Source organism: Escherichia sp. KTE172 (assembly GCF_000408845.1).
Lineage (GTDB): Bacteria > Pseudomonadota > Gammaproteobacteria > Enterobacterales > Enterobacteriaceae > Escherichia > Escherichia coli.
The window spans coordinates 591,228-610,386 of record NZ_KE137316.1; the positions used below are offsets into that span (position 1 = coordinate 591,228).

Annotated in this window: 19 protein-coding genes and 2 tRNA genes; 7 read left to right on the forward strand and 14 right to left on the reverse strand. The window is 49.1% G+C overall.

The features are described from left to right. Window positions 1-10: 10 nt before the first annotated feature. Window positions 11-1,267 (reverse strand): AIDA repeat-containing protein, encoded by a 1,257-nt coding sequence (locus G434_RS20775; RefSeq protein ID WP_000534275.1) that lies wholly within the window; start codon window positions 1,265-1,267, stop codon window positions 11-13. A 308-nt stretch (window positions 1,268-1,575) separates the two neighbouring features. Between G434_RS20775 and G434_RS20770 the strand changes: the two genes are divergently transcribed. The 4 genes from G434_RS20770 (at window position 1,576) to G434_RS20755 (ending at window position 3,876) form a co-directional block, all read left to right on the forward strand. Continuing rightward, a tRNA-Val gene (locus tag G434_RS20770) sits at window positions 1,576-1,652 on the forward strand. Between the two features lie 4 nt (window positions 1,653-1,656). After that, window positions 1,657-1,733 (forward strand) — tRNA-Val (locus tag G434_RS20765). Window positions 1,734-1,840: 107 nt separating this feature from the next. After that, entirely contained in the window at window positions 1,841-2,146 is a 306-nt protein-coding gene (locus tag G434_RS20760) for a monooxygenase (protein ID WP_000212668.1), read from the forward strand. Window positions 2,147-2,271: 125 nt separating this feature from the next. Then, window positions 2,272-3,876 carry an FAD-NAD(P)-binding protein gene (locus tag G434_RS20755; protein WP_000716942.1) on the forward strand — a complete coding sequence of 535 codons (1,605 nt, stop codon included), beginning with the start codon at window positions 2,272-2,274 and terminating at the stop codon, window positions 3,874-3,876. Window positions 3,877-3,887: 11 nt separating this feature from the next. Here the strand turns inward: G434_RS20755 and ydhT are convergent, their stop codons facing one another. From ydhT to fumD, 7 genes are all read right to left on the reverse strand, one after another. Continuing rightward, window positions 3,888-4,700 (reverse strand): protein YdhT, encoded by an 813-nt coding sequence (gene ydhT / locus G434_RS20750; RefSeq protein WP_000587604.1) that lies wholly within the window; start codon window positions 4,698-4,700, stop codon window positions 3,888-3,890. Window positions 4,701-4,703: 3 nt separating this feature from the next. Then, a complete protein-coding gene (phsC, locus tag G434_RS20745; protein WP_001069969.1) occupies window positions 4,704-5,489 on the reverse strand; it encodes a thiosulfate reductase cytochrome B subunit in 786 nt (261 codons plus the stop codon). Continuing rightward, window positions 5,486-6,154: a 4Fe-4S dicluster domain-containing protein gene (locus G434_RS20740; protein ID WP_001309532.1), complete on the reverse strand. Its 669-nt coding sequence runs from the start codon at window positions 6,152-6,154 to the stop codon at window positions 5,486-5,488. The genes phsC and G434_RS20740 overlap by 4 nt, the downstream gene beginning before the upstream one ends. 63 nt (window positions 6,155-6,217) lie before the next feature. Then, entirely contained in the window at window positions 6,218-6,856 is a 639-nt protein-coding gene (locus G434_RS20735) for a YdhW family putative oxidoreductase system protein (protein WP_001376879.1), read from the reverse strand. Window positions 6,857-6,868: 12 nt separating this feature from the next. Further along, window positions 6,869-8,971 (reverse strand): aldehyde ferredoxin oxidoreductase, encoded by a 2,103-nt coding sequence (locus tag G434_RS20730; RefSeq protein WP_001273554.1) that lies wholly within the window; start codon window positions 8,969-8,971, stop codon window positions 6,869-6,871. Between the two features lie 20 nt (window positions 8,972-8,991). Continuing rightward, on the reverse strand, window positions 8,992-9,618 hold the full coding sequence (locus G434_RS20725; RefSeq protein ID WP_001070234.1) for a ferredoxin-like protein: 627 nt from the start codon (window positions 9,616-9,618) through the stop codon (window positions 8,992-8,994). Between the two features lie 455 nt (window positions 9,619-10,073). Next, entirely contained in the window at window positions 10,074-10,283 is a 210-nt protein-coding gene (gene fumD, locus G434_RS20720; RefSeq protein WP_000528342.1) for a fumarate hydratase FumD, read from the reverse strand. A 354-nt stretch (window positions 10,284-10,637) separates the two neighbouring features. On the opposite strand from fumD, the gene G434_RS30650 reads away from it, so the two are divergent. The 3 genes from G434_RS30650 (at window position 10,638) to lpp (ending at window position 12,799) form a co-directional block, all read left to right on the forward strand. Next, window positions 10,638-10,832, forward strand: coding sequence for a protein YnhH (locus tag G434_RS30650; RefSeq protein WP_240806354.1), 195 nt, complete (start codon window positions 10,638-10,640; stop codon window positions 10,830-10,832). Between the two features lie 7 nt (window positions 10,833-10,839). Next, window positions 10,840-12,252 carry a pyruvate kinase PykF gene (pykF, locus tag G434_RS20715; RefSeq protein ID WP_001295403.1) on the forward strand — a complete coding sequence of 471 codons (1,413 nt, stop codon included), beginning with the start codon at window positions 10,840-10,842 and terminating at the stop codon, window positions 12,250-12,252. Between the two features lie 310 nt (window positions 12,253-12,562). After that, window positions 12,563-12,799 carry a murein lipoprotein Lpp gene (gene lpp, locus G434_RS20710; RefSeq protein WP_000648420.1) on the forward strand — a complete coding sequence of 79 codons (237 nt, stop codon included), beginning with the start codon at window positions 12,563-12,565 and terminating at the stop codon, window positions 12,797-12,799. A gap of 63 nt (window positions 12,800-12,862) precedes the next feature. Here the strand turns inward: lpp and ldtE are convergent, their stop codons facing one another. From ldtE to sufB, 6 genes are all read right to left on the reverse strand, one after another. Next, window positions 12,863-13,867, reverse strand: coding sequence for a L,D-transpeptidase LdtE (gene ldtE, locus G434_RS20705; protein ID WP_000817111.1), 1,005 nt, complete (start codon window positions 13,865-13,867; stop codon window positions 12,863-12,865). 148 nt (window positions 13,868-14,015) lie between these two features. Then, a complete protein-coding gene (gene sufE, locus G434_RS20700) occupies window positions 14,016-14,432 on the reverse strand; it encodes a cysteine desulfuration protein SufE (protein ID WP_001196534.1) in 417 nt (138 codons plus the stop codon). A 12-nt stretch (window positions 14,433-14,444) separates the two neighbouring features. Then, the gene (gene sufS, locus G434_RS20695) at window positions 14,445-15,665 is read right to left on the reverse strand and encodes a cysteine desulfurase SufS (RefSeq protein ID WP_000144587.1); all 1,221 of its coding nucleotides are present in this window, start codon (window positions 15,663-15,665) and stop codon (window positions 14,445-14,447) included. Further along, a complete protein-coding gene (sufD, locus tag G434_RS20690) occupies window positions 15,662-16,933 on the reverse strand; it encodes a Fe-S cluster assembly protein SufD (RefSeq protein ID WP_000907971.1) in 1,272 nt (423 codons plus the stop codon). Before sufD ends, sufS begins: the two co-directional genes overlap by 4 nt. Continuing rightward, window positions 16,908-17,654 carry a Fe-S cluster assembly ATPase SufC gene (gene sufC, locus G434_RS20685; RefSeq protein ID WP_000948865.1) on the reverse strand — a complete coding sequence of 249 codons (747 nt, stop codon included), beginning with the start codon at window positions 17,652-17,654 and terminating at the stop codon, window positions 16,908-16,910. Before sufC ends, sufD begins: the two co-directional genes overlap by 26 nt. A 9-nt stretch (window positions 17,655-17,663) precedes the next feature. Next, a complete protein-coding gene (gene sufB, locus G434_RS20680) occupies window positions 17,664-19,151 on the reverse strand; it encodes a Fe-S cluster assembly protein SufB (RefSeq protein ID WP_001308677.1) in 1,488 nt (495 codons plus the stop codon). Window positions 19,152-19,159 lie beyond the last annotated feature (8 nt).

Genomic DNA, 19,159 nt, shown 5'->3' on the forward strand with positions numbered 1-19,159 from the left:
GCCTGTGTTTTTACGCAGGCTGGAGCGTTGCGCCAATCCCGTCTTCGTCTGGCTGTAGTTTCAGTGCGTTACACAGAGTTTGCCGACTGGCATCTGTTATCTCAACGTGTATATCACCAGTAACTTCCCCTTTCACATTGATGAAGTCAGGTGAAATTTCTTTCGCACTGGTTTGCAGGCAAATGGCTCCCTCTCCACGCAGGCGTTTCACTTTCAGTTGCACATGCGTTGCCGCACCAGTGATTAGCCACAGTTTTCCGCCATTTAGATTGATGTTACCAACATTGAAAGTGACACTGTCACCTTTTACCATACTGCCGTCGAGAATCAATACACCGCCCTGCTGTACAGTAATCGTTGATTGTTGCAGATCTGCGCCATAGCCAATAATCATTGAAGCGCCGTCCAGTAATGCAACACTACCGGTCAGTTCAACCGGTGCGCGATCTTCCTCTACGACAAAATTTTCGTCCGCGCTGGTGGGTGACAACAGGATGACTGTCCCACCTTGTATTACCGCATTTTCCAGCGTACCGGCATGCACTTCAGCCCGACCACCCACATTAACGGACAGGTTTTGCGTCTTACCGGAACTGTAGAGCTGAAGACCATCCGTCCCCAGACGATAAGTGGATCCATTCTCAACAATAGTGTCAGAGTCTTCACCACCGAGATTATTCATGGTGCCACCAGCAAGCAATGTATCACTGGCTTTCCCCGCCAGCATAAAAACGCCGCCCTGATTAATCTCACAATTGCTGGCTTCCCCACCTGGATACACCAACAATTCACCACCTTCATCTACCACGACCGCTGAGGTTGTCCCATTGACCAACAGGCCACCCTCTTGATCGAGAATAATTTTTTCCGCGCGATGGCCTTCCAGTACACGCAGGTTACCGCCATTTTCCAGCAACAAACCGCAGGCATAACCTTTATCAACGCTGAATTCACCTTCGGGATGGCGGCCATTAACCGTAGCGAGCGTAGAGAGACTAATTGCGCCTCCCTCGGACTGAACAATATCTGTGGCAATGGCACCGTCGCTGACCGATAGCGTGCCATTGTTGCCGTACTGTGTGCATTTGGCGATCCCACCGGTTGCCACTTTCAACCAGCCAGCCCCCGTGACCACGGTATTTTCGGCTCTTCCGCCAGCTTCAACAATTAACTCACCTTCAGTAAGTTGCGTCGCGCCAATGACCTCGCCGGTCTTAACAATTTGCACGTTCCCGTCGCTCATCAAGTTTTTCGCATCAGATCCCATGATTTATTCCTTTGCTGCATCTGTGTGCCTTTATTGCTACCTAAGTGTAAAGGCTACGGAGGATTTATCCACGACAGATTTTGAGATGGTGGCAAACAACTCTGTTTAAACTCTGATACACGGATTATTGGGTTGTATCTGATGTAAATGCGATCCTGAATAAAAATCGCCCTTGCAAATCAACAAAATATAGCCAATTTGCTTAAAAGCTCTGCAAACGGTCGAAATAGCGCAGAAAATTACGTTTTGCCTCTTGCCACCTTCCCACTCTGCCGCTAATATTCGTCCCCGTTGTCACCTACAACGTTGCGTTCATAGCTCAGTTGGTTAGAGCACCACCTTGACATGGTGGGGGTCGTTGGTTCGAGTCCAATTGAACGCACCATCCTGCGTCCGTAGCTCAGTTGGTTAGAGCACCACCTTGACATGGTGGGGGTCGGTGGTTCGAGTCCACTCGGACGCACCAGATTTTCTTAATCTGGTCTTCTCCTTTTTCCCTCTGTTTCTTCTCTGTATCCAATACGTTAAAAGATTTACACTGTCTTCGTATGCGTTATCAGAAGGAGAATCGCTATGGCAACTTTGTTACAACTTCATTTTGCTTTTAATGGCCCATTTGGCGACGCAATGGTTGAGCAGCTTGAACCGCTTGCTGAGTCGATTAATCAGGAACCTGGTTTTCTGTGGAAGGTATGGACAGAAAGTGAAAAGAACCACGAAGCCGGTGGGATCTACCTTTTTACTGATGAAAAAAGCGCCCTTGCCTATCTGGAAAAACATACTGCCCGACTGAAAAATCTCGGCGTTGAGGAAGTTGTCGCCAAAGTTTTCGATGTCAATGAGCCACTTAGTCAAATCAATCAGGCAAAACTCGCCTGACAGAATTTAATCAAGGGCGGTTAGCGCCCTTTTCATCCCTGTCTGAAATTTCTCAAATTCTAAAAATCTCAACCAAACTTATCTGATAACACTAAATTCGAAAGAATGCGTACAGGTAAGTAACAATGAAAAAAATTGCTATTGTGGGTGCCGGGCCTACGGGGATCTACACCTTATTCTCGCTTCTACAGCAACAAACTCCACTTTCTATTTCTATCTTCGAGCAGGCTGATGAAGCCGGTGTCGGGATGCCATACAGTGATGAGGAAAACTCAAAAATGATGCTGGCAAATATTGCCAGTATTGAAATACCGCCGATTTATTGTACGTATCTCGAATGGCTACAAAAGCAAGAAGCCAGCCATCTCCAGCGTTATGGCGTTAAAAAAGAAACCTTGCACGATCGTCAGTTTTTACCGCGAATTCTGCTGGGCGAATATTTCCGCGATCAATTTTTACGATTAGTAGACCAGGCACGACAGCAAAAATTTGCAGTGGCTGTTTATGAATCATGCCAGGTTACCGATCTGCAAATTATAAATGCTGGCGTCATGCTCGCTACAAATCAGGATTTACCCAGCGAGACGTTTGATTTAGCAGTGATCGCGACGGGTCACGTCTGGCCTGATGAAGAAGAAGCAACCAGAACGTATTTTCCCAGCCCGTGGTCAGGCCTGATGGAAGCAAAGGTCGATGCGTGTAACGTGGGTATTATGGGAACATCCTTGAGCGGACTAGATGCGGCAATGGCAGTGGCTATTCAGCATGGTTCGTTCATTGAAGATGATAAACAACACGTCATTTTTCACCGCGATAACGCAAGTGAAAAGCTAAATATTACGTTAATGTCGCGCACGGGTATTTTACCCGAAGCCGATTTCTATTGCCCTATTCCCTACGAGCCCTTACACATCGTCACTGATCAGGCATTAAATGCTGAGATTCAAAAAGGCGAAGAGGGCCTTTTGGATCGGGTATTTAGATTGATAGTAGAGGAAATCAAGTTTGCTGATCCAGACTGGAGCCAACGCATAGCCTTAGAGAGCCTGAATGTTGATTCCTTTGCTCAAGCCTGGTTTGCCGAGCGCAAACAACGCGACCCATTTGACTGGGCAGAAAAAAATCTCCAGGAAGTCGAACGCAATAAACGAGAAAAACATACTGTTCCCTGGCGTTATGTCATTCTGCGCCTGCATGAAGCCGTACAGGAAATTGTTCCTCATCTGAATGAACACGACCATAAACGGTTCAGTAAAGGCCTTGCCAGGGTTTTCATCGATAATTATGCGGCAATCCCTTCAGAGTCTATTCGTCGCCTACTTGCCTTACGTGAAGCGGGAATCATTCATATTCTCGCCCTCGGTGAAGACTACAAAATGGAAATTAATGAGTCGCGCACCGTCCTGAAAACGGAAGACAACAGCTACTCGTTTGACGTTTTTATTGATGCCCGCGGACAGCGTCCGCTTAAAGTGAAAGATATTCCTTTCCCTGGACTACGCGAACAATTACAGAAAACAGGGGATGAAATCCCTGATGTTGGCGAAGATTATACGTTACAGCAACCCGAAGATATTCGTGGACGCGTAGCGTTCGGCGCGTTGCCCTGGTTGATGCACGACCAGCCTTTCGTTCAGGGACTTACGGCATGTGCAGAAATTGGTGAGGCGATGGCTCGGGCGGTCGTAAAGCCTGCATCCCGTGCTCGTCGGCGTCTTTCGTTTGATTAAAGGTAAAGCTATCAGCACTCAACAAACTGATGCTGTTCATTAAGACGATAGCGGACTCCGGTTCGAATATTGTTTTCACCTTCAATGGCGACGGCGAAGCGAACTCTTTCGCCGTCATGATATGCCAGTGCGGCGCTTCCCCCTGGCCCGAGAATAATTGAGTCGACCACGCCCGTGCTCACTACCGTTGAATTTTCACCGCTGGCAATGATGTGTACATTGTCGCCGCTGTTGGCAATTCTGGCGTTTGCGCCAAAGCTGGCGATTTGCACCAGGTCACCATTACTGGCGACATGACATCGTTCACCCAATGTACAAACGCGTACTCGCATTCCAGTATTCGCAATCCGACTACTATCTCCAGCGCTGCTTATCCGCGAAGAATTACCGGTTACAGCAACCCGTGCGCGTTCACCGGAGCTGCCAATGTGACTGTTAAAGCCGACACTTCCAATCCGCACGCTATAACCCATACTGGCAATTTGCGCGGCATACCCAGCGGTTGCGATTCTGGCATTATCCTCACAACAGCCGATGCGAGCGTGATCGTCGCTGCGGGCAAACTGACTGCAAAATGCTCTCTCTCCGGGATCTGTGGCCAGTTTTTGCATAGAAGAAACTTCCTGATGCGCGAAGTTTTCATCCGCCAGCCATTTTTTCCACGCATACTCAACCAGACTCTCCGCCCAGTCCGTATATCCTTCCTCAATCAGTGCATGATGAATATCGGCATAACTACCGCCGCGTGGGAAATGGCGCAGGAACCAGCGATACATCACCGCTCCGATACGCCATTCTCGCAGGCCTGCTCGTGTAATGATCATTCGTTAGTGCCGGTGATAGCCATCGACCATGCTTTTAAAGGTTTCGTGTGGCGTACGCCCCGTGGTGCAAAGATAAAGATGACCGAAGATAAAAAAGAGGCTTATAAATGCCAGAGCAAAATGCGCCTGCAATAACCAGTATCTTACGCCAGGAAACACATCTCCCACGGCTTGCGGATAGAGACACAGCAGCCCCGTCAATAGTAACAACGGCAGCAATCCAAACATGACACCAATATAGGCAACCTGCTGTAAGGGATTAAATTTAGACTGGGTTGTTGCCGGGAAAGGATGTTCTTCCCCCTGCATAATGCCAAACAAATAAAATCGCGTTTGTTTTGCCGCTCGCTCCAGCCAACCCTGACGACGAATGCGATAGTGGTGACCATTACCCCCAACGGCATTGATCAGAACAAAGCCGAGCCAGCATGCCAGTAACAAAAATCCGCAAACTTCATGCAACGCAACCAGACTTTTAACCGCAGTTGCGCCCACCAGCGCAAAGTGATTTATCAGCCCACTTGCCAGCAACAATACAAAGAGTAACGCATTCGACCAGTGCCATAATCTGACCGCTTTGCTGTAAAGATAAATCTTCTCACCATGATCGGTGGCTGATTTCTTCACGCCACGAGCACGAAGCAAGGCATGCAGCCCCAGCACCAACCACATCCCAACCAGCAATAGTCCGGCAATGATCAACCACACCGGCCAAAATTCGGGAGTGAATTGTGGCACATAGTTCGCCAACTGGCTCTGAAACTGTTCAGCATGTTGCGACGGGTTCATACATTTTCCTTTTTAATCAAATGTTGACCGAATCGGCGATACAGATGCGGTTTCCCGGCACCAGGTAGCTGATATTGATAGTATTTATTTTCCTGCAACCACGCCTGAATTTCTGGGCTATCTTCGCGACCAAAGATCAATGCATGTTCCGGACAGGCGCTGACGCAAATGGGCGGAAAGCCTTTTGCCAGTCGGGACTCAGCGCAGAAATCACATTTATCTGCCACTTTAGTGACAGGGTTAAGGTAGCGAACCTGGTAAGGACAAGCGCCAATGCAATAACTGCAGCCGATGCACTGCGATTTTTCTACCCGCACGATCCCCTGCTCATCACGCCACGACGCCCCTGTCGGGCATACGTCGATGCAAGGAGCATCTTCACAGTGCTGGCATGACTGGCGAAAATAGTGATACTGCGTTTCGTTGTCGTTATCGGTGACTGGAATGTGTGCTATCGATAAACGGCTTCCCTGAGCGGGGACGTGGTTAGTTTTACGGCATGCGCGGGCGCAAATATTACAGCCATTGCACCGTGACTCGTCATGAATCATGGCATACCGAACTTTCTTTTCTTGCCTCGTGTTCGCTAACAGAGAAGACGCAGAACCAGTAAAAAAGATTACTGTTCCCATCCCCAGAACAAATTTGCGTCGAGTGAAGGACATCTGATTATCCCCTAATGCAGTGGCTGCAACTGTCCACCCTATCCATGACATCTCCCTGAAATTTCAGGGGTTCTGAAACTGCTCTACCTCAAACCATTCGCATAAGCCATACGCCTTGCCATAGGTCATAAATCGCTCGCTAAACAAGTACAACACCGCCGTCGATGACTCCACCTGCCGTATATCAGCATATTCAGGTGCAATATCCATCGCGGCGATCGCGGCTTCGATCTGCGCTTCCTGGAAGTAATATGGCGCTTGCATCAGCATGGCGACTTTGTAAGGACGAGGATACGTCTGGCACTCAAAACGAACGGCGTGTGCAATGGCGCGACAAATGTCCTGCTCCACAACTTGCAAAGACATCGCCGCGTAGTTTTCACTCATGGCCTGCGTTGAGTAATAGTAATCATCCTGGCTTCCCGTCAAACAAGCGATATCCGCGTGGTCTCCGTTCTGCTTAATGCTTTCCAGCAAAACTGACAGTTCCTCTTCTGCAACCGAATAGGGTGGCGAGAGAAACACGGCGCGCGCCACCAGCTGCCCAGCAGCAGAATGCTGACGAATGAACTCTGCCAGGATTTCAGCAGGTTCTGGTTCGGTTACCGTATCAACGGGGTGACGCATCCCCTGCAACCATTGCCGCTTCGCCTCGTCAATTTCGCTGACTTCCGCTAACGGCAATTCATCCTGATGGTTCATCTCACCCATTCCTTACGCAGGCAGTAGATTGTGTGCTGCCAGATCGGCGGCAATATCTTCCAGCCCCAGACGCTGCAATGTTTCACGGGTCGGACAACCAAGCAGTGGGTCCCAGCCCATTTCTTTGTAGAACATCGTGAGCGAAGCATGCATATCGTCACGGTCCATTTTGTCCGTACCTTCAGTAAAGACCGGGATCTGAGGATCCTTGTCGAATACCCAGGAACAGATAAGATCGTGTTCATTACGCATATCTTTGGTTTGCATCAGTTTTACCGTGTAGGCGCGATGCAACGTAAAGATACGCTCTGCAGCTAAATCTAATTTTTCCTGAGTCATCTCTTCGCCAGTGATCGCTTTGAAGAATTTGGCTTCAAGCGCCAGATCGCCCCGGTAATTACGGCTTTTCAGCGGCGAAACGGTCATTGGCCAGACCCAGTTGCACAGGGTGACGGCATTATGCAAACAGACCCGCAACAGCGACCACTTAGCATATTTAATTTTTGCGTCATTGATTGGCGTGTAGTTTTTGGTTTCATCGTAAGCATCTTCAGAACCAAAAAGTTCTTTCGCCACTTCACGTTGCAGTTTCAATGGCAAGCCGGAACCAATAAAGTTGATATGGGTATGCGTCATGCAGTCACGGTTGAACATACAGTTAACAATGGAACCGACCTGCGCTGACGCTTCATTGGCATGGTGAACCGGATAGCCAAATGGCGACCAGAGTTTATTTTTCGCGTAGCCCCAGTACTCTTCACCCAAATTCCAGCGTTCTGCGATGGCATATGAACCATCAGCCAGGTGACTCAGCTCACCCACACGATGCGCCAGACGGTAGTAAAAATCTTTAATGAAGTTAACGTCACCCGCTTCCAGTTGATCCCAGCGAATTTCCGCATACTCTTCAGCTGGTAGAACACGCTTGAACACCCCTTTGCTGTAACAATAAGTAAAGTCGCGATGCAGCTGCCCATAGTTACACCATAGGCCGTAGTCATCGAATAGATTCAGACCAACCAGGTTACCAATCACACGACCATCGTCTTTATCTTCAAAATCTTTCGGCCCGTTTGGGAAGATGGTGGTATGGACAAAGTTTGCTACACAAGTGTTACCACCTGTGCCAGGCACGCCAAACTCTTTCACTCGAGGAATATTCATTTGGGTCATACAACGGATCGGGCAAGAATGGCAGCCGCTCATTTTTACTGTGTATTTCTCTGCCGCCGGACCTAAGTCAAAAACGGATTTATAGGTACGAAAGCCGACCGTGTTCTGATTGCCTGGCGGAATTTCCCCCGTTTCAATCGGACCACCTTCAGCCGCGCCCCAAAACAGCCCTTTACGTGCTGTCCAACGTGACTTGGGATCTGAATACTCTGCCCACGATTGCGGCGTACTTGGCACGACATGGTTGTTATTCGCACCGATAAGTTCAGTCATCATGTAATCGTTGAGACGCTTCATCTCCTGACGATCGGCAATGTTGACCCCTTTCGTCCCCTCAATCGCAATCGCTTTAAGGTTTTTCGAACCCATTATTGCGCCAGTTCCTGCACCACCGCTGTGGTTACGGCTATTCAACATGCCAGAGAGAGGAACAAGGTTTTCCCCAGCCTGACCAATAGCCGCCACACAGGTTTCAGGGCTGGTCAATCGACAAATCTCTTCCGTCGTTGCGCGCGTACCTTTTCCCCATAAGAAATCGGCTTTTTCCAGGCTAACTTTGTCATCTTTAATATTCAGCCATACCGGTGATTTCGCTTTCCCTTCGATAATAATGACGTCGTATCCGGCGAATTTCATTTGCGCTGCAAAAAAGCCCCCCATATGGGCATCGACGACTAAATTTCCTTTGGTAAAAGTAGAAAGTGAGGTGATATTTACGCGAGAACTGCAGGGGGCACCAGATCCAGTTAATGGGCCGGTAGCAAAGACTAATTTATTCGCTTCATCGAAAGGTTTCGTGCCTGGCGGTACTTCGTCATACATAATTTTGTAGCCGAAGCCCATACCACCGACAAAACTTTTAAACTTACTGGAATCTTCGAGGGTAATATTTCCTGTCGTAAGATTGACTCTTAATATATTACCTGTCCAACCGTTAGCCATGATTTTTTCCTTTGCAAGATTCACACAGTAATATCTTTCCACTCGATAATTTTTAACGCCCCTGTTGGGCAGGCGTATGCGCATTCACCGCATAACACACATTTCGAGGATTTTTTACTTTCGGTATTTACGGTGGCCATCATCCACGGGCATGCCGTAGTACAGGCGCTACAGCCAATACAACGTTTATGATCGACGGTAATACAGCCTTCTTTCTGCTGCCAGGTAATCGCACCAATCGGGCAGACGTTCATGCATTGCGGCTCTTTGCATTGACGGCAGGTGTCCGCGGTATAGTTGAGATCGCCATACAGGCCGCCGCCAGAGCCAACCCCGTTGTCGCCAAAGAAATAATTGCGATGGATTTTGATACGGGAGAAGAATGTCCCTACTGAACCATCGTTGAAGTTGGTACAAGAGATTTCACAGCGGTGGCAACCCGTGCATCGAGCACGTTGGGTCACCAGCACCCCTTTGGGTGTATTTATCAACCCTACTGTGCCGCTATCAATATCTTCCTGTTTGCAACCCAAAAGTGACAGTAACGCAGGGGCAATTGTTAAACCAGCGAGGCCTTTTCCTGATATACGCAAGAATTCTAATCGCGTTAAGCCAATATCTAATAGTGGACGATCAACCGGGTTCATTTATTTCGCATCCTCTTCGCAAACACAGTGCTGACAATTCAGCAGACTGATATTAAGCATTCAACTAATACGCTGCTGACTCTGTCCCCAACACCAGATATTTTCCCTAACCCGATAGTGTATGAGAAAAGATTTAACGCTGATAAACTAATCCTTTATGGTTAGGAGAAAAAATAATGTGATTATTCTGGGCCCTTAACATTGATCGTTATCAATTAAAATCACAAAGCAAGAAATTATAAGTGAACTGATATTTATTATCATTTGAAATAAATTTAACTTAAGCGACAATTATTTGTGACGTTCATTGCAGAAAATAAAAATAACATTATCGTTATAAATTAAAATACATACCGAAATTCGTATAATTTCAGCAGTTGTTATTTAGAATGATTAACTTGACCGCAACTGAAGCAAGAATATCAGGATGAAGCTTACCGCCTCATCCTGAATGGTCATTTTACCAGTGCGTTAATGACGGTTTCCATCGCCTGCTTTTCCAGCTCACTGCGCTGAATGCGTTTATTGGCTAATGCTGTACGTAATACGCCTGCGATAACAATATGCTTTGGTTCCTGCCCCAGATCGCGCATTTCCAGCACAACTTTACCGACAACTCTGCACATTTCTCGGTACAGTTCATCCTCTTTTGTCCGATTTCCCATTCTTTATACCTATTTATCATGCCAACTATCAGCATATATCAATCTAACCAATTAGACAAAAATCAAACAAAATCAGACAAATAACGCGATAAATTATTTTAACTGTAGCAATTGAGCGATGATGTATTTATACACCGGATGAACTTTCACTTATCTTCACAGTGACAACCCCGGCACCAGACGTTGCGCAAACAGCGAAGTTTTTGCGTAACCTTTTCCCTGGAACGTTAAATCTTTGATAACAATTTATTGTCTTACAAGTTGTATATTTTTTGAAACGCTGTTTTTGTTTTCCTTTTGGATTAATTTCAGCGTATAATGCGCGCCAATTGACTCTTGAATGGTTTCAGCACTTTGGACTGTAGAACTCAACGACTCAAAAACAGGCACTCACGTTGGGCTGAGACACAAGCACACATTCCTCTGCACGCTTTTTCGATGTCACCTATCCTTAGAGCGAGGCACCACCACTTTCGTAATACCGGATTCGCTTTCCGGCAGTGCGCCCAGAAAGCAAGTTTCTCCCATCCTTCTCAACTTAAAGACTAAGACTGTCATGAAAAAGACCAAAATTGTTTGCACCATCGGACCGAAAACCGAATCTGAAGAGATGTTAGCTAAAATGCTGGACGCTGGCATGAACGTTATGCGTCTGAACTTCTCTCATGGTGACTATGCAGAACACGGTCAGCGCATTCAGAATCTGCGCAACGTGATGAGCAAAACTGGTAAAACCGCCGCTATCCTGCTTGATACCAAAGGTCCGGAAATCCGCACCATGAAACTGGAAGGCGGTAACGACGTTTCTCTGAAAGCGGGTCAGACCTTTACTTTCACCACTGATAAATCTGTTATCGGCAACAGCGAAATGGTTGCGGTAACGTATGAAGGTTTCACAACTGACCTGTCTGTTGGCAACACCGTACTGGTTGACGATGGTCTGATCGGTATGGAAGTTACTGCCATTGAAGGTAACAAAGTTATCTGTAAAGTGCTGAACAACGGCGACCTGGGTGAAAACAAAGGTGTGAACCTGCCTGGCGTTTCCATTGCCCTGCCAGCACTGGCTGAAAAAGACAAACAGGACCTGATCTTTGGTTGCGAACAAGGCGTAGACTTTGTCGCTGCTTCCTTTATTCGTAAGCGTTCTGACGTTATCGAAATCCGTGAGCACCTGAAAGCGCACGGCGGCGAAAACATCCACATCATCTCCAAAATCGAAAACCAGGAAGGCCTCAACAACTTCGACGAAATCCTCGAAGCCTCTGACGGCATCATGGTTGCGCGTGGCGACCTGGGTGTAGAAATCCCGGTAGAAGAAGTTATCTTCGCCCAGAAGATGATGATCGAAAAATGTATCCGTGCACGTAAAGTCGTTATCACTGCGACCCAGATGCTGGATTCCATGATCAAAAACCCACGCCCGACTCGCGCAGAAGCCGGTGACGTTGCAAACGCCATCCTCGACGGTACTGACGCAGTGATGCTGTCTGGTGAATCCGCAAAAGGTAAATACCCGCTGGAAGCGGTTTCTATCATGGCGACCATCTGCGAACGTACCGACCGCGTGATGAACAGCCGTCTCGAGTTCAACAATGACAACCGTAAACTGCGCATTACCGAAGCGGTATGCCGTGGTGCCGTTGAAACTGCTGAAAAACTGGATGCCCCGCTGATCGTGGTTGCTACCCAGGGCGGTAAATCTGCTCGCGCAGTACGTAAATACTTCCCGGATGCCACCATCCTGGCACTGACCACCAACGAAAAAACGGCTCATCAGTTGGTACTGAGCAAAGGCGTTGTGCCGCAGCTGGTTAAAGAGATCACTTCTACTGATGATTTCTACCGTCTGGGTAAAGAACTGGCTCTGCAGAGCGGTCTGGCACACAAAGGTGACGTCGTAGTTATGGTTTCTGGTGCACTGGTACCGAGCGGCACTACTAACACCGCATCTGTTCACGTCCTGTAATATTGCTTTTGTGAATTAATTTGTATATCGAAGCGCCCTGATGGGCGCTTTTTTTATTTAATCGATAACCAGAAGCAATAAAAAATCAAATCGGATTTCACTATATAATCTCACTTTATCTAAGATGAATCCGATGGAAGCATCCTGTTTTCTCTCAATTTTTTTATCTAAAACCCAGCGTTCGATGCTTCTTTGAGCGAACGATCAAAAATAAGTGCCTTCCCATCAAAAAAATATTCTCAACATAAAAAACTTTGTGTAATACTTGTAACGCTACATGGAGATTAACTCAATCTAGAGGGTATTAATAATGAAAGCTACTAAACTGGTACTGGGCGCGGTAATCCTGGGTTCTACTCTGCTGGCAGGTTGCTCCAGCAACGCTAAAATCGATCAGCTGTCTTCTGACGTTCAGACTCTGAACGCTAAAGTTGACCAGCTGAGCAACGACGTGAACGCAATGCGTTCCGACGTTCAGGCTGCTAAAGATGACGCAGCTCGTGCTAACCAGCGTCTGGACAACATGGCTACTAAATACCGCAAGTAATAGTACCTGTGAAGTGAAAAATGGCGCACATTGTGCGCCATTTTTTTTGCCTGCCATTTACCGCTACTGCGTCGCGCGTAACATATTCCCTTGCTCTGGTTCACCATTCTGCGCTGACTCTACTGAAGGCGCATTGCTGGCTGCGGGAGTTGCTCCACTGCTCACCGAAACCGGATACCCTGCCCGACGATACAACGCTTTATCGACTAATTTCTGATCTACACCCTTATTGTCTTTAAATTGCGTAAAGCCTGCTGGCAGTGTGTATGGCATTGTCTGAACGTTCTGCTGTTCTTCTGCCGATAGTGGTCGATGTACTTCAACATAACGCATCCCGTTCGGTTCCACGGAATATTTCACCGGTTCGTTGATCACTTTCACCGGCGTTCCCGTCCGCACGCTGGAGAACAAGGCTTTAATATCCGGTGCATTCATGCGAATACACCCTGAACTGACGCGCAAACCGACGCTGTCCGGCGCACTGGTGCCATGAATGAGGTATTCGCCATTACCATGCGCGAGGCGCAGTGCGTAACGTCCTAGCGGGTTATTTGGCCCGGCAGGAACGACTGGCGGTAATTTAATGCCACGCTCCAAAGAACGCTGACGAATGCCCGCCGTAGGCGTCCAGGTTGGGTTAGGGATTTTCTGCCCCACACGCGTTTCCATCACTGGCGTTTCCAGCCCCTGCAAACCAATACCTATCGGATAGACCTGCACGATATTTTCTCCCGGCGGATAATAATAAAGGCGCAGCTCTGCAAGGTTAACGATAATCCCCTGACGCGGCGCATCAGGTAATAACAGTTGCGAAGGAATAGTTATCGTCGTACCAGGTTTTGGCACCGGGGCGATAGTGTTATTGGCTTCAAGGATCAACATTGCCGCAGTATCAAAACGTCGGGCGATGGCCTGAAGGTTTTTATCCCCTTCCTGCACCGTATACGTTTGATTTTGCCCAACCAGTCGGCTTCCGGTTGGAGGTAGCGGATAATCAACCGCCCAGGCAGCCTGGATGGCGCTAAAAGCGCCGATAAGCGTGAGTGTAAGCAAAGACGCGCGTTTCATTGTAAACCTCCTGTATTTGCCGGAGACTCACGCTGAAACGTCGGATGGCGCTTATGTTCACCTGAAACCAAAACACTCCTGTGCAGGTCAGTGTAAACATTGACCATCCGGCAATGTGAGCCAACCGGATGAAAGCTGTTCCTTTAGTTTAGCTAAGTGCAGCGGCTTTGGCGCGAATTGCGCGAATCATCGCTTCCAGACCTTGTGAACGAGATGGGGTGAGATGTTGAGTGAGCGCCATTTTTTCAAACCACGGACGCACATCGAAATTGACAATATCCTGCGGCGTCATCTGATCGTAGAGAATAAAGACGACCGCAATAAGCCCTTTCACAATCGCCGCATCGCTGTCGCCCTGCAATTTAATAATTCCCTGCGCATTCTGGCGCATGACAATCCACACCTGACTCTGGCAGCCCTGAATGCTATTTTGTGAGCTTCTGTCTTCGTCGCGTAATTCTGGCAGACGCTGGCCCAGCTCAATAATGTAGAGATATTTCTCTTCCCAGTTGGCGCAGCGTAAAAAATTACGCAGCAATTTTTCTTTATCCGGCAATAAAGCCATAGTGCCTCCCTGTTATCCCAGCAGACGGTGAATACGTTGCAGGCCGGTCACCAGACGATCCACTTCTTCATGGGTGTTATACATGGCCAGCGACGCCCGACACATGGCAGGAACGTTGTAATAGGCCATTAATGGCATAGCGCAGTGATGTCCGGTACGCACAGCAATGCCGTAATTATCGAGAAAACTGCCAACATCATAGGCGTGGTGTTTACCAAGATTAAAAGCAATAACGCCAAGTCTGTTCTGGGGACCATAGAGAGTGAGATCCGGTACAGATTCCAGCTGTGATAGCGCGTAGTGCATCAGATTCTGTTCATACTCGGCTATATTATTAAGCCCCAGCGCCGACACATACTCCAGCGCCGCGCCAAGACCAATGATGCCCCCGGTATTGGGTGTACCGGCTTCAAACCGCCAAGGTGCTTTGGTCCAGGTAGTGCCTTCACTCAGGCTGACGGTGGCGATCATAGAACCGCCCCCTTCCCACGGCGGCATCTCCTGCAACAAGGCTTCTTTGACATAAAGAATGCCAATCCCAGTGGGGCCATACAGTTTATGCCCGGAGAACACGTAAAAATCGCAATCCAGCGCCTGAACGTCCACCGGATGATGCATCACCGCCTGAGCGCCATCCACCAGTACTTTTGTGCCATGCTGATGCGCAAGCGTGATCATTTCCGCCAGCGGATTTTCCGTTCCCAGCACGTTGGAGACATGAGTAATTGCCAGCAGGCGAGTTTTCTCATCAAACAGCGTAGGTAGCGTCTCCAGTTGCAACGTACCGTCGGGATTGAGCGGGATCACACGCAGCTCTGCGCCAACGCGTGCGCAAAGCATCTGCCAGGGAACAATGTTAGCGTGGTGCTCCATCTGACTGATGATGATGTTATCGCCCGCCCGCACATTGCTGTTACCCCAGCTATTGGCGACCAGATTGATCCCTTCCGTCGTGCCGCGGACGAACACCAGCTCTTCCGCCGAACGGGCATTAATAAACAGCGATGCCCGCTTGCGCACGTTCTCCATTTTCTCGGTCGCCTGGGCGCTTAAGGTATGAATACCGCGATGCACCGCCGCGTAGCCATGACGATAAAACTCGGCCTCGGCGTCAATCACCTGGCTCGGTTTCTGTGCACTGGCGGCGCTGTCGAGATAAGCCAGCGGCAAACCGTTTACCTCACGCGAAAGCACCGGAAAGTCGGCCCGCACTTTGTCGACGGAAAAAGTCATCTTGCACCTCCTGGCAGTCGTTGACCGATTCGGGCCAGCACCTGCTGTTTAAGCCCCTCATCACGCAGTGCTTCCGTCAGTTCAGCAGCAAAGGCGTAGATGATCATCTGCTGGGCATCTTGCTGATTGATCCCGCGCGAGCGCAGATAAAACATCTGTTCGTCATCAATACGCCCCACCGTCGCGCCGTGGCTGCATTTCACATCATCTGCATAGATTTCCAGCTGTGGTTTCGTATCCACTTCCGCCAGTTTGCCCATCAGCAGATTATTGTTGGTCATCTGACCATCCGTTTTGATGGCGTGCTGCGCGACGTTGATCAAACCGTTAAATACCGCGCGGCCTTTGTCGCTGACGATAGTTTTGTGCAACTGTCGGCTGTTACAAAAACCTTTATTGTGTTCCAGCCAGGTACGGGTATCACACACCTCGTTTTTCACCGGCATCGCCAGGCTATTGATCCGCAGCGTGCTGTTTTCGCCATTGAGTTGCGAACTGGTGTTGTGTCGTAACACTGCGCCACCCAGCAGGTAACTGTGGCTAAATGCGGTGGCATCGTCTGCCAGCAACAAATCGTTATGGGCAAAGTGGTGACTGAGCGGGTTTTCAAACGCCAGCTTGATATGCTGCAAGTGGGCGTTCGCTGCGACATTGATAGTGAACCGTGCCCCAGTAAAATGACGAGCATCATTAAGGCTGACAAAATGTTCGATCACCGTTGCTTCGGCACCTTCCGCCAGATCCAGATGATGTCGGTAATGGGCAGTGTTCACCTCTTCACCTGCCACGCCCTGGGTTATATGCATTAACAGCAATGGCTTTACCGGCCGTTGACCGCGCTTCACGGCGATATGCGTCACGCTATGCGCCAGGCTTTCCGTCAAATGCAGAAACACTTCCGCCTGAATAGCGTCGGGTAACCCCTGGCGGTCATCGTTAATGCTCACTTCATATCCGCTGCCTTCAGTTGCATCGCTCAGTGCTGACACGTAACGTCCATCGACAAATACCAGCCGCACAGCGTCTAACGTTAACGCTAAGGCATCTCGCTGCTGTGGGGATATCTCTCCCGCAATGCAGACAAACTGGCTATTGGTCAGCCCTTCCAGCGGCGTATATTTCCAGTTTTCATGTTTCCGTGTCGGCAGTCCGGTACGCAGCAATTGTTGTAAATGCTGCTGTGCTTGCGGGGAGCGTTTTGCACCCTCGGCTTCAAACAAGTGATGCCACTGTTGCAGCGCGTTACTGCTGTTCGGTAAGCCAGCCATAACCCTGCTCCTCCAGTTGTTTGACCAACGTGAAATCGCCGGATTTCACAATTCGTCCCTGATACAGCACATGGACGTAATCAGGCTTGATGTAGTCGAGAATGCGTTGGTAGTGCGTAACAATGATGAATGAACGCTTGCCGTCACGCAGCGAGTTCACGCCATCGGCAACCACTTTTAATGCGTCAATATCCAGCCCGGAGTCCGACTCATCAAGAATACATAACTCCGGTTCCAGCACCGCCATTTGCAAAATATCGTTGCGCTTTTTCTCGCCGCCGGAAAAACCAACGTTTACCGAACGGGTTAATAAATCTTCCGGCATCTTCAGGAGAGCGATTTTCTCTTCCATCAAATCCTGAAAATCAAAGCGGTCGAGCGTTTCCTGGCCGCGATAGCTGCGCACCGCATTAAGTGCCGTTTGCAGGAAAAACTGGTTACTGACGCCGGGAATTTCCACCGGATACTGGAAGGCCATAAAGATGCCTTCACCTGCACGATCTTCCGGCGACAGCGCAAGCAAATCTTTGCCTTTGAACTCAACCGCGCCGCCCGTCACTTCATAATCTTCTCGCCCGGCAAGCGTTGCCGATAAGGTACTTTTGCCCGAACCGTTTGGCCCCATAATGGCGTGAACTTCGCCGGGACGAACGTCGAGGCTTAATCCACGCAGGATAGCTTTATCTTCCACGCTGACGTGTAAATCTTTAATACTTAACATGTTTATTCCTTATCCGACGCTGTGTTCAAGACTGATGGCGAGGAGTTTTTGTGCTTCAACGGCAAATTCCAGCGGCAGTTCTGAGAACACGTCTTTGCAGAAACCGTTAACAATCATCGAGATGGCATCTTCTTCGCTGATCCCGCGTTGCAGGCAGTAAAACAGTTGATCTTCACCAATACGTGATGTTGTTGCCTCGTGCTCCAGTTGTGCGCTGTTATTGCGACATTCGACATACGGGAAGGTATGCGCCCCACAATTAGCGCCAATCAGCATTGAGTCGCACTGAGTGAAATTGCGCGCATTGGTTGCCGTCGGCATGATTTTCACTAAGCCGCGATAACTGTTCTGACTATGTCCGGCAGAGATCCCTTTCGAGATAATGGTCGATTTAGTGTTTTTACCGATGTGGATCATCTTGGTGCCGGTATCCGCTTGCTGATGACCGCTGGTCAGCGCCACTGAGTAAAACTCACCAATGGAGTTATCGCCGCGCAAAATACAGCTGGGATATTTCCACGTAATCGCTGACCCGGTTTCTGATTGCGTCCATGACATTTTGCTGTTTTCGCCTTCGCACAAAGCACGCTTGGTGACGAAGTTGAGAATACCGCCGGTGTTGTTATCGCCAGGGAACCAGTTTTGTACCGTGGAATATTTCACCTCGGCGTTTTTATGGATGATGACTTCCACCACCGCCGCGTGTAACTGATAGCTGTCACGCACCGGAGCGGAACAGCCTTCAATGTAGCTGACGTAGCTGTCTTCGTCGGCCACCAGAATGGTGCGCTCAAACTGCCCGGTTTTTTCCGCGTTAATGCGAAAATAGGTGGAAAGTTCCATCGGGCAGCGCACGCCTTTAGGCACATAAATAAACGTACCGTCAGAGGCTACCGCCGCATTAAGTGCGGCAAAGAAGTTGTCATTCCCCGGCACCACGGTGCCGAGATATTTACGCACCAGTTCCGGGTGATCGTGGATCGCCTCGCCAAAGGAACAGAAAATAATTCCCTGCTCCGCCAGTTTTTCGCGATAAGTGGTGGCAACCGAAACAGAGTCGAAAATGGCGTCCACCGCCACCTCTTTGCCTTCCCGCACGGGAACGCCCAACTGCTCAAACGCCGCCTCCACCTCTTTACTTAAAAAGGCGTTCGCGCCAGTTTGCTGCACCGCGCCGGGTTCAGACGCGCAGTTGTCGTCACAATTACCGCACGATGGTGCTGAGTAGTAGCTGTAATCCTGATAATTCAGCTTGTCGTAGTGCGCTTTCAACCAGTGCGGTTCTTCCATCTCCAGCCATGCGCGATAGGCGTTGAGACGAAACTCCAGCATCCACTCCGGCTCATTACGCTTCGCCGAAATTGCGCGCACCACCTCTTCGTTTATCCCCTTTGCCAGCTCATCGGTGGCTAACTGGGTGAAGAATCCTTCTTTATAATTCAGCGGGCCGCCGGTCCAGGTTTTGACATCGTCAGTTGCTTCAGTATTACGAGACATAGTACCGC

Excerpts from the sequence above, each read along its gene's own strand:
- sufB (WP_001308677.1), bottom strand. The coding sequence starts at position 19,151 with ATGTCTCGTAATACTGAAGCAACTGACGATGTCAAAACCTGGACCGGC.
- sufS (WP_000144587.1), bottom strand. The coding sequence starts at position 15,665 with ATGACTTTTTCCGTCGACAAAGTGCGGGCCGACTTTCCGGTGCTTTCG.
- G434_RS20730 (WP_001273554.1), bottom strand. The coding sequence starts at position 8,971 with ATGGCTAACGGTTGGACAGGTAATATATTAAGAGTCAATCTTACGACA.
- G434_RS20735 (WP_001376879.1), bottom strand. The coding sequence starts at position 6,856 with ATGAACCATCAGGATGAATTGCCGTTAGCGGAAGTCAGCGAAATTGAC.
- fumD (WP_000528342.1), bottom strand. The coding sequence starts at position 10,283 with ATGGGAAATCGGACAAAAGAGGATGAACTGTACCGAGAAATGTGCAGA.
- G434_RS20725 (WP_001070234.1), bottom strand. The coding sequence starts at position 9,618 with ATGAACCCGGTTGATCGTCCACTATTAGATATTGGCTTAACGCGATTA.
- G434_RS20740 (WP_001309532.1), bottom strand. The coding sequence starts at position 6,154 with ATGTCCTTCACTCGACGCAAATTTGTTCTGGGGATGGGAACAGTAATC.
- sufC (WP_000948865.1), bottom strand. The coding sequence starts at position 17,654 with ATGTTAAGTATTAAAGATTTACACGTCAGCGTGGAAGATAAAGCTATC.
- ldtE (WP_000817111.1), bottom strand. The coding sequence starts at position 13,867 with ATGAAACGCGCGTCTTTGCTTACACTCACGCTTATCGGCGCTTTTAGC.
- G434_RS20775 (WP_000534275.1), bottom strand. The coding sequence starts at position 1,267 with ATGGGATCTGATGCGAAAAACTTGATGAGCGACGGGAACGTGCAAATT.
- lpp (WP_000648420.1), top strand. The coding sequence starts at position 12,563 with ATGAAAGCTACTAAACTGGTACTGGGCGCGGTAATCCTGGGTTCTACT.
- sufE (WP_001196534.1), bottom strand. The coding sequence starts at position 14,432 with ATGGCTTTATTGCCGGATAAAGAAAAATTGCTGCGTAATTTTTTACGC.
- ydhT (WP_000587604.1), bottom strand. The coding sequence starts at position 4,700 with ATGATCATTACACGAGCAGGCCTGCGAGAATGGCGTATCGGAGCGGTG.
- G434_RS20760 (WP_000212668.1), top strand. The coding sequence starts at position 1,841 with ATGGCAACTTTGTTACAACTTCATTTTGCTTTTAATGGCCCATTTGGC.
- phsC (WP_001069969.1), bottom strand. The coding sequence starts at position 5,489 with ATGAACCCGTCGCAACATGCTGAACAGTTTCAGAGCCAGTTGGCGAAC.
- pykF (WP_001295403.1), top strand. The coding sequence starts at position 10,840 with ATGAAAAAGACCAAAATTGTTTGCACCATCGGACCGAAAACCGAATCT.
- G434_RS20755 (WP_000716942.1), top strand. The coding sequence starts at position 2,272 with ATGAAAAAAATTGCTATTGTGGGTGCCGGGCCTACGGGGATCTACACC.
- sufD (WP_000907971.1), bottom strand. The coding sequence starts at position 16,933 with ATGGCTGGCTTACCGAACAGCAGTAACGCGCTGCAACAGTGGCATCAC.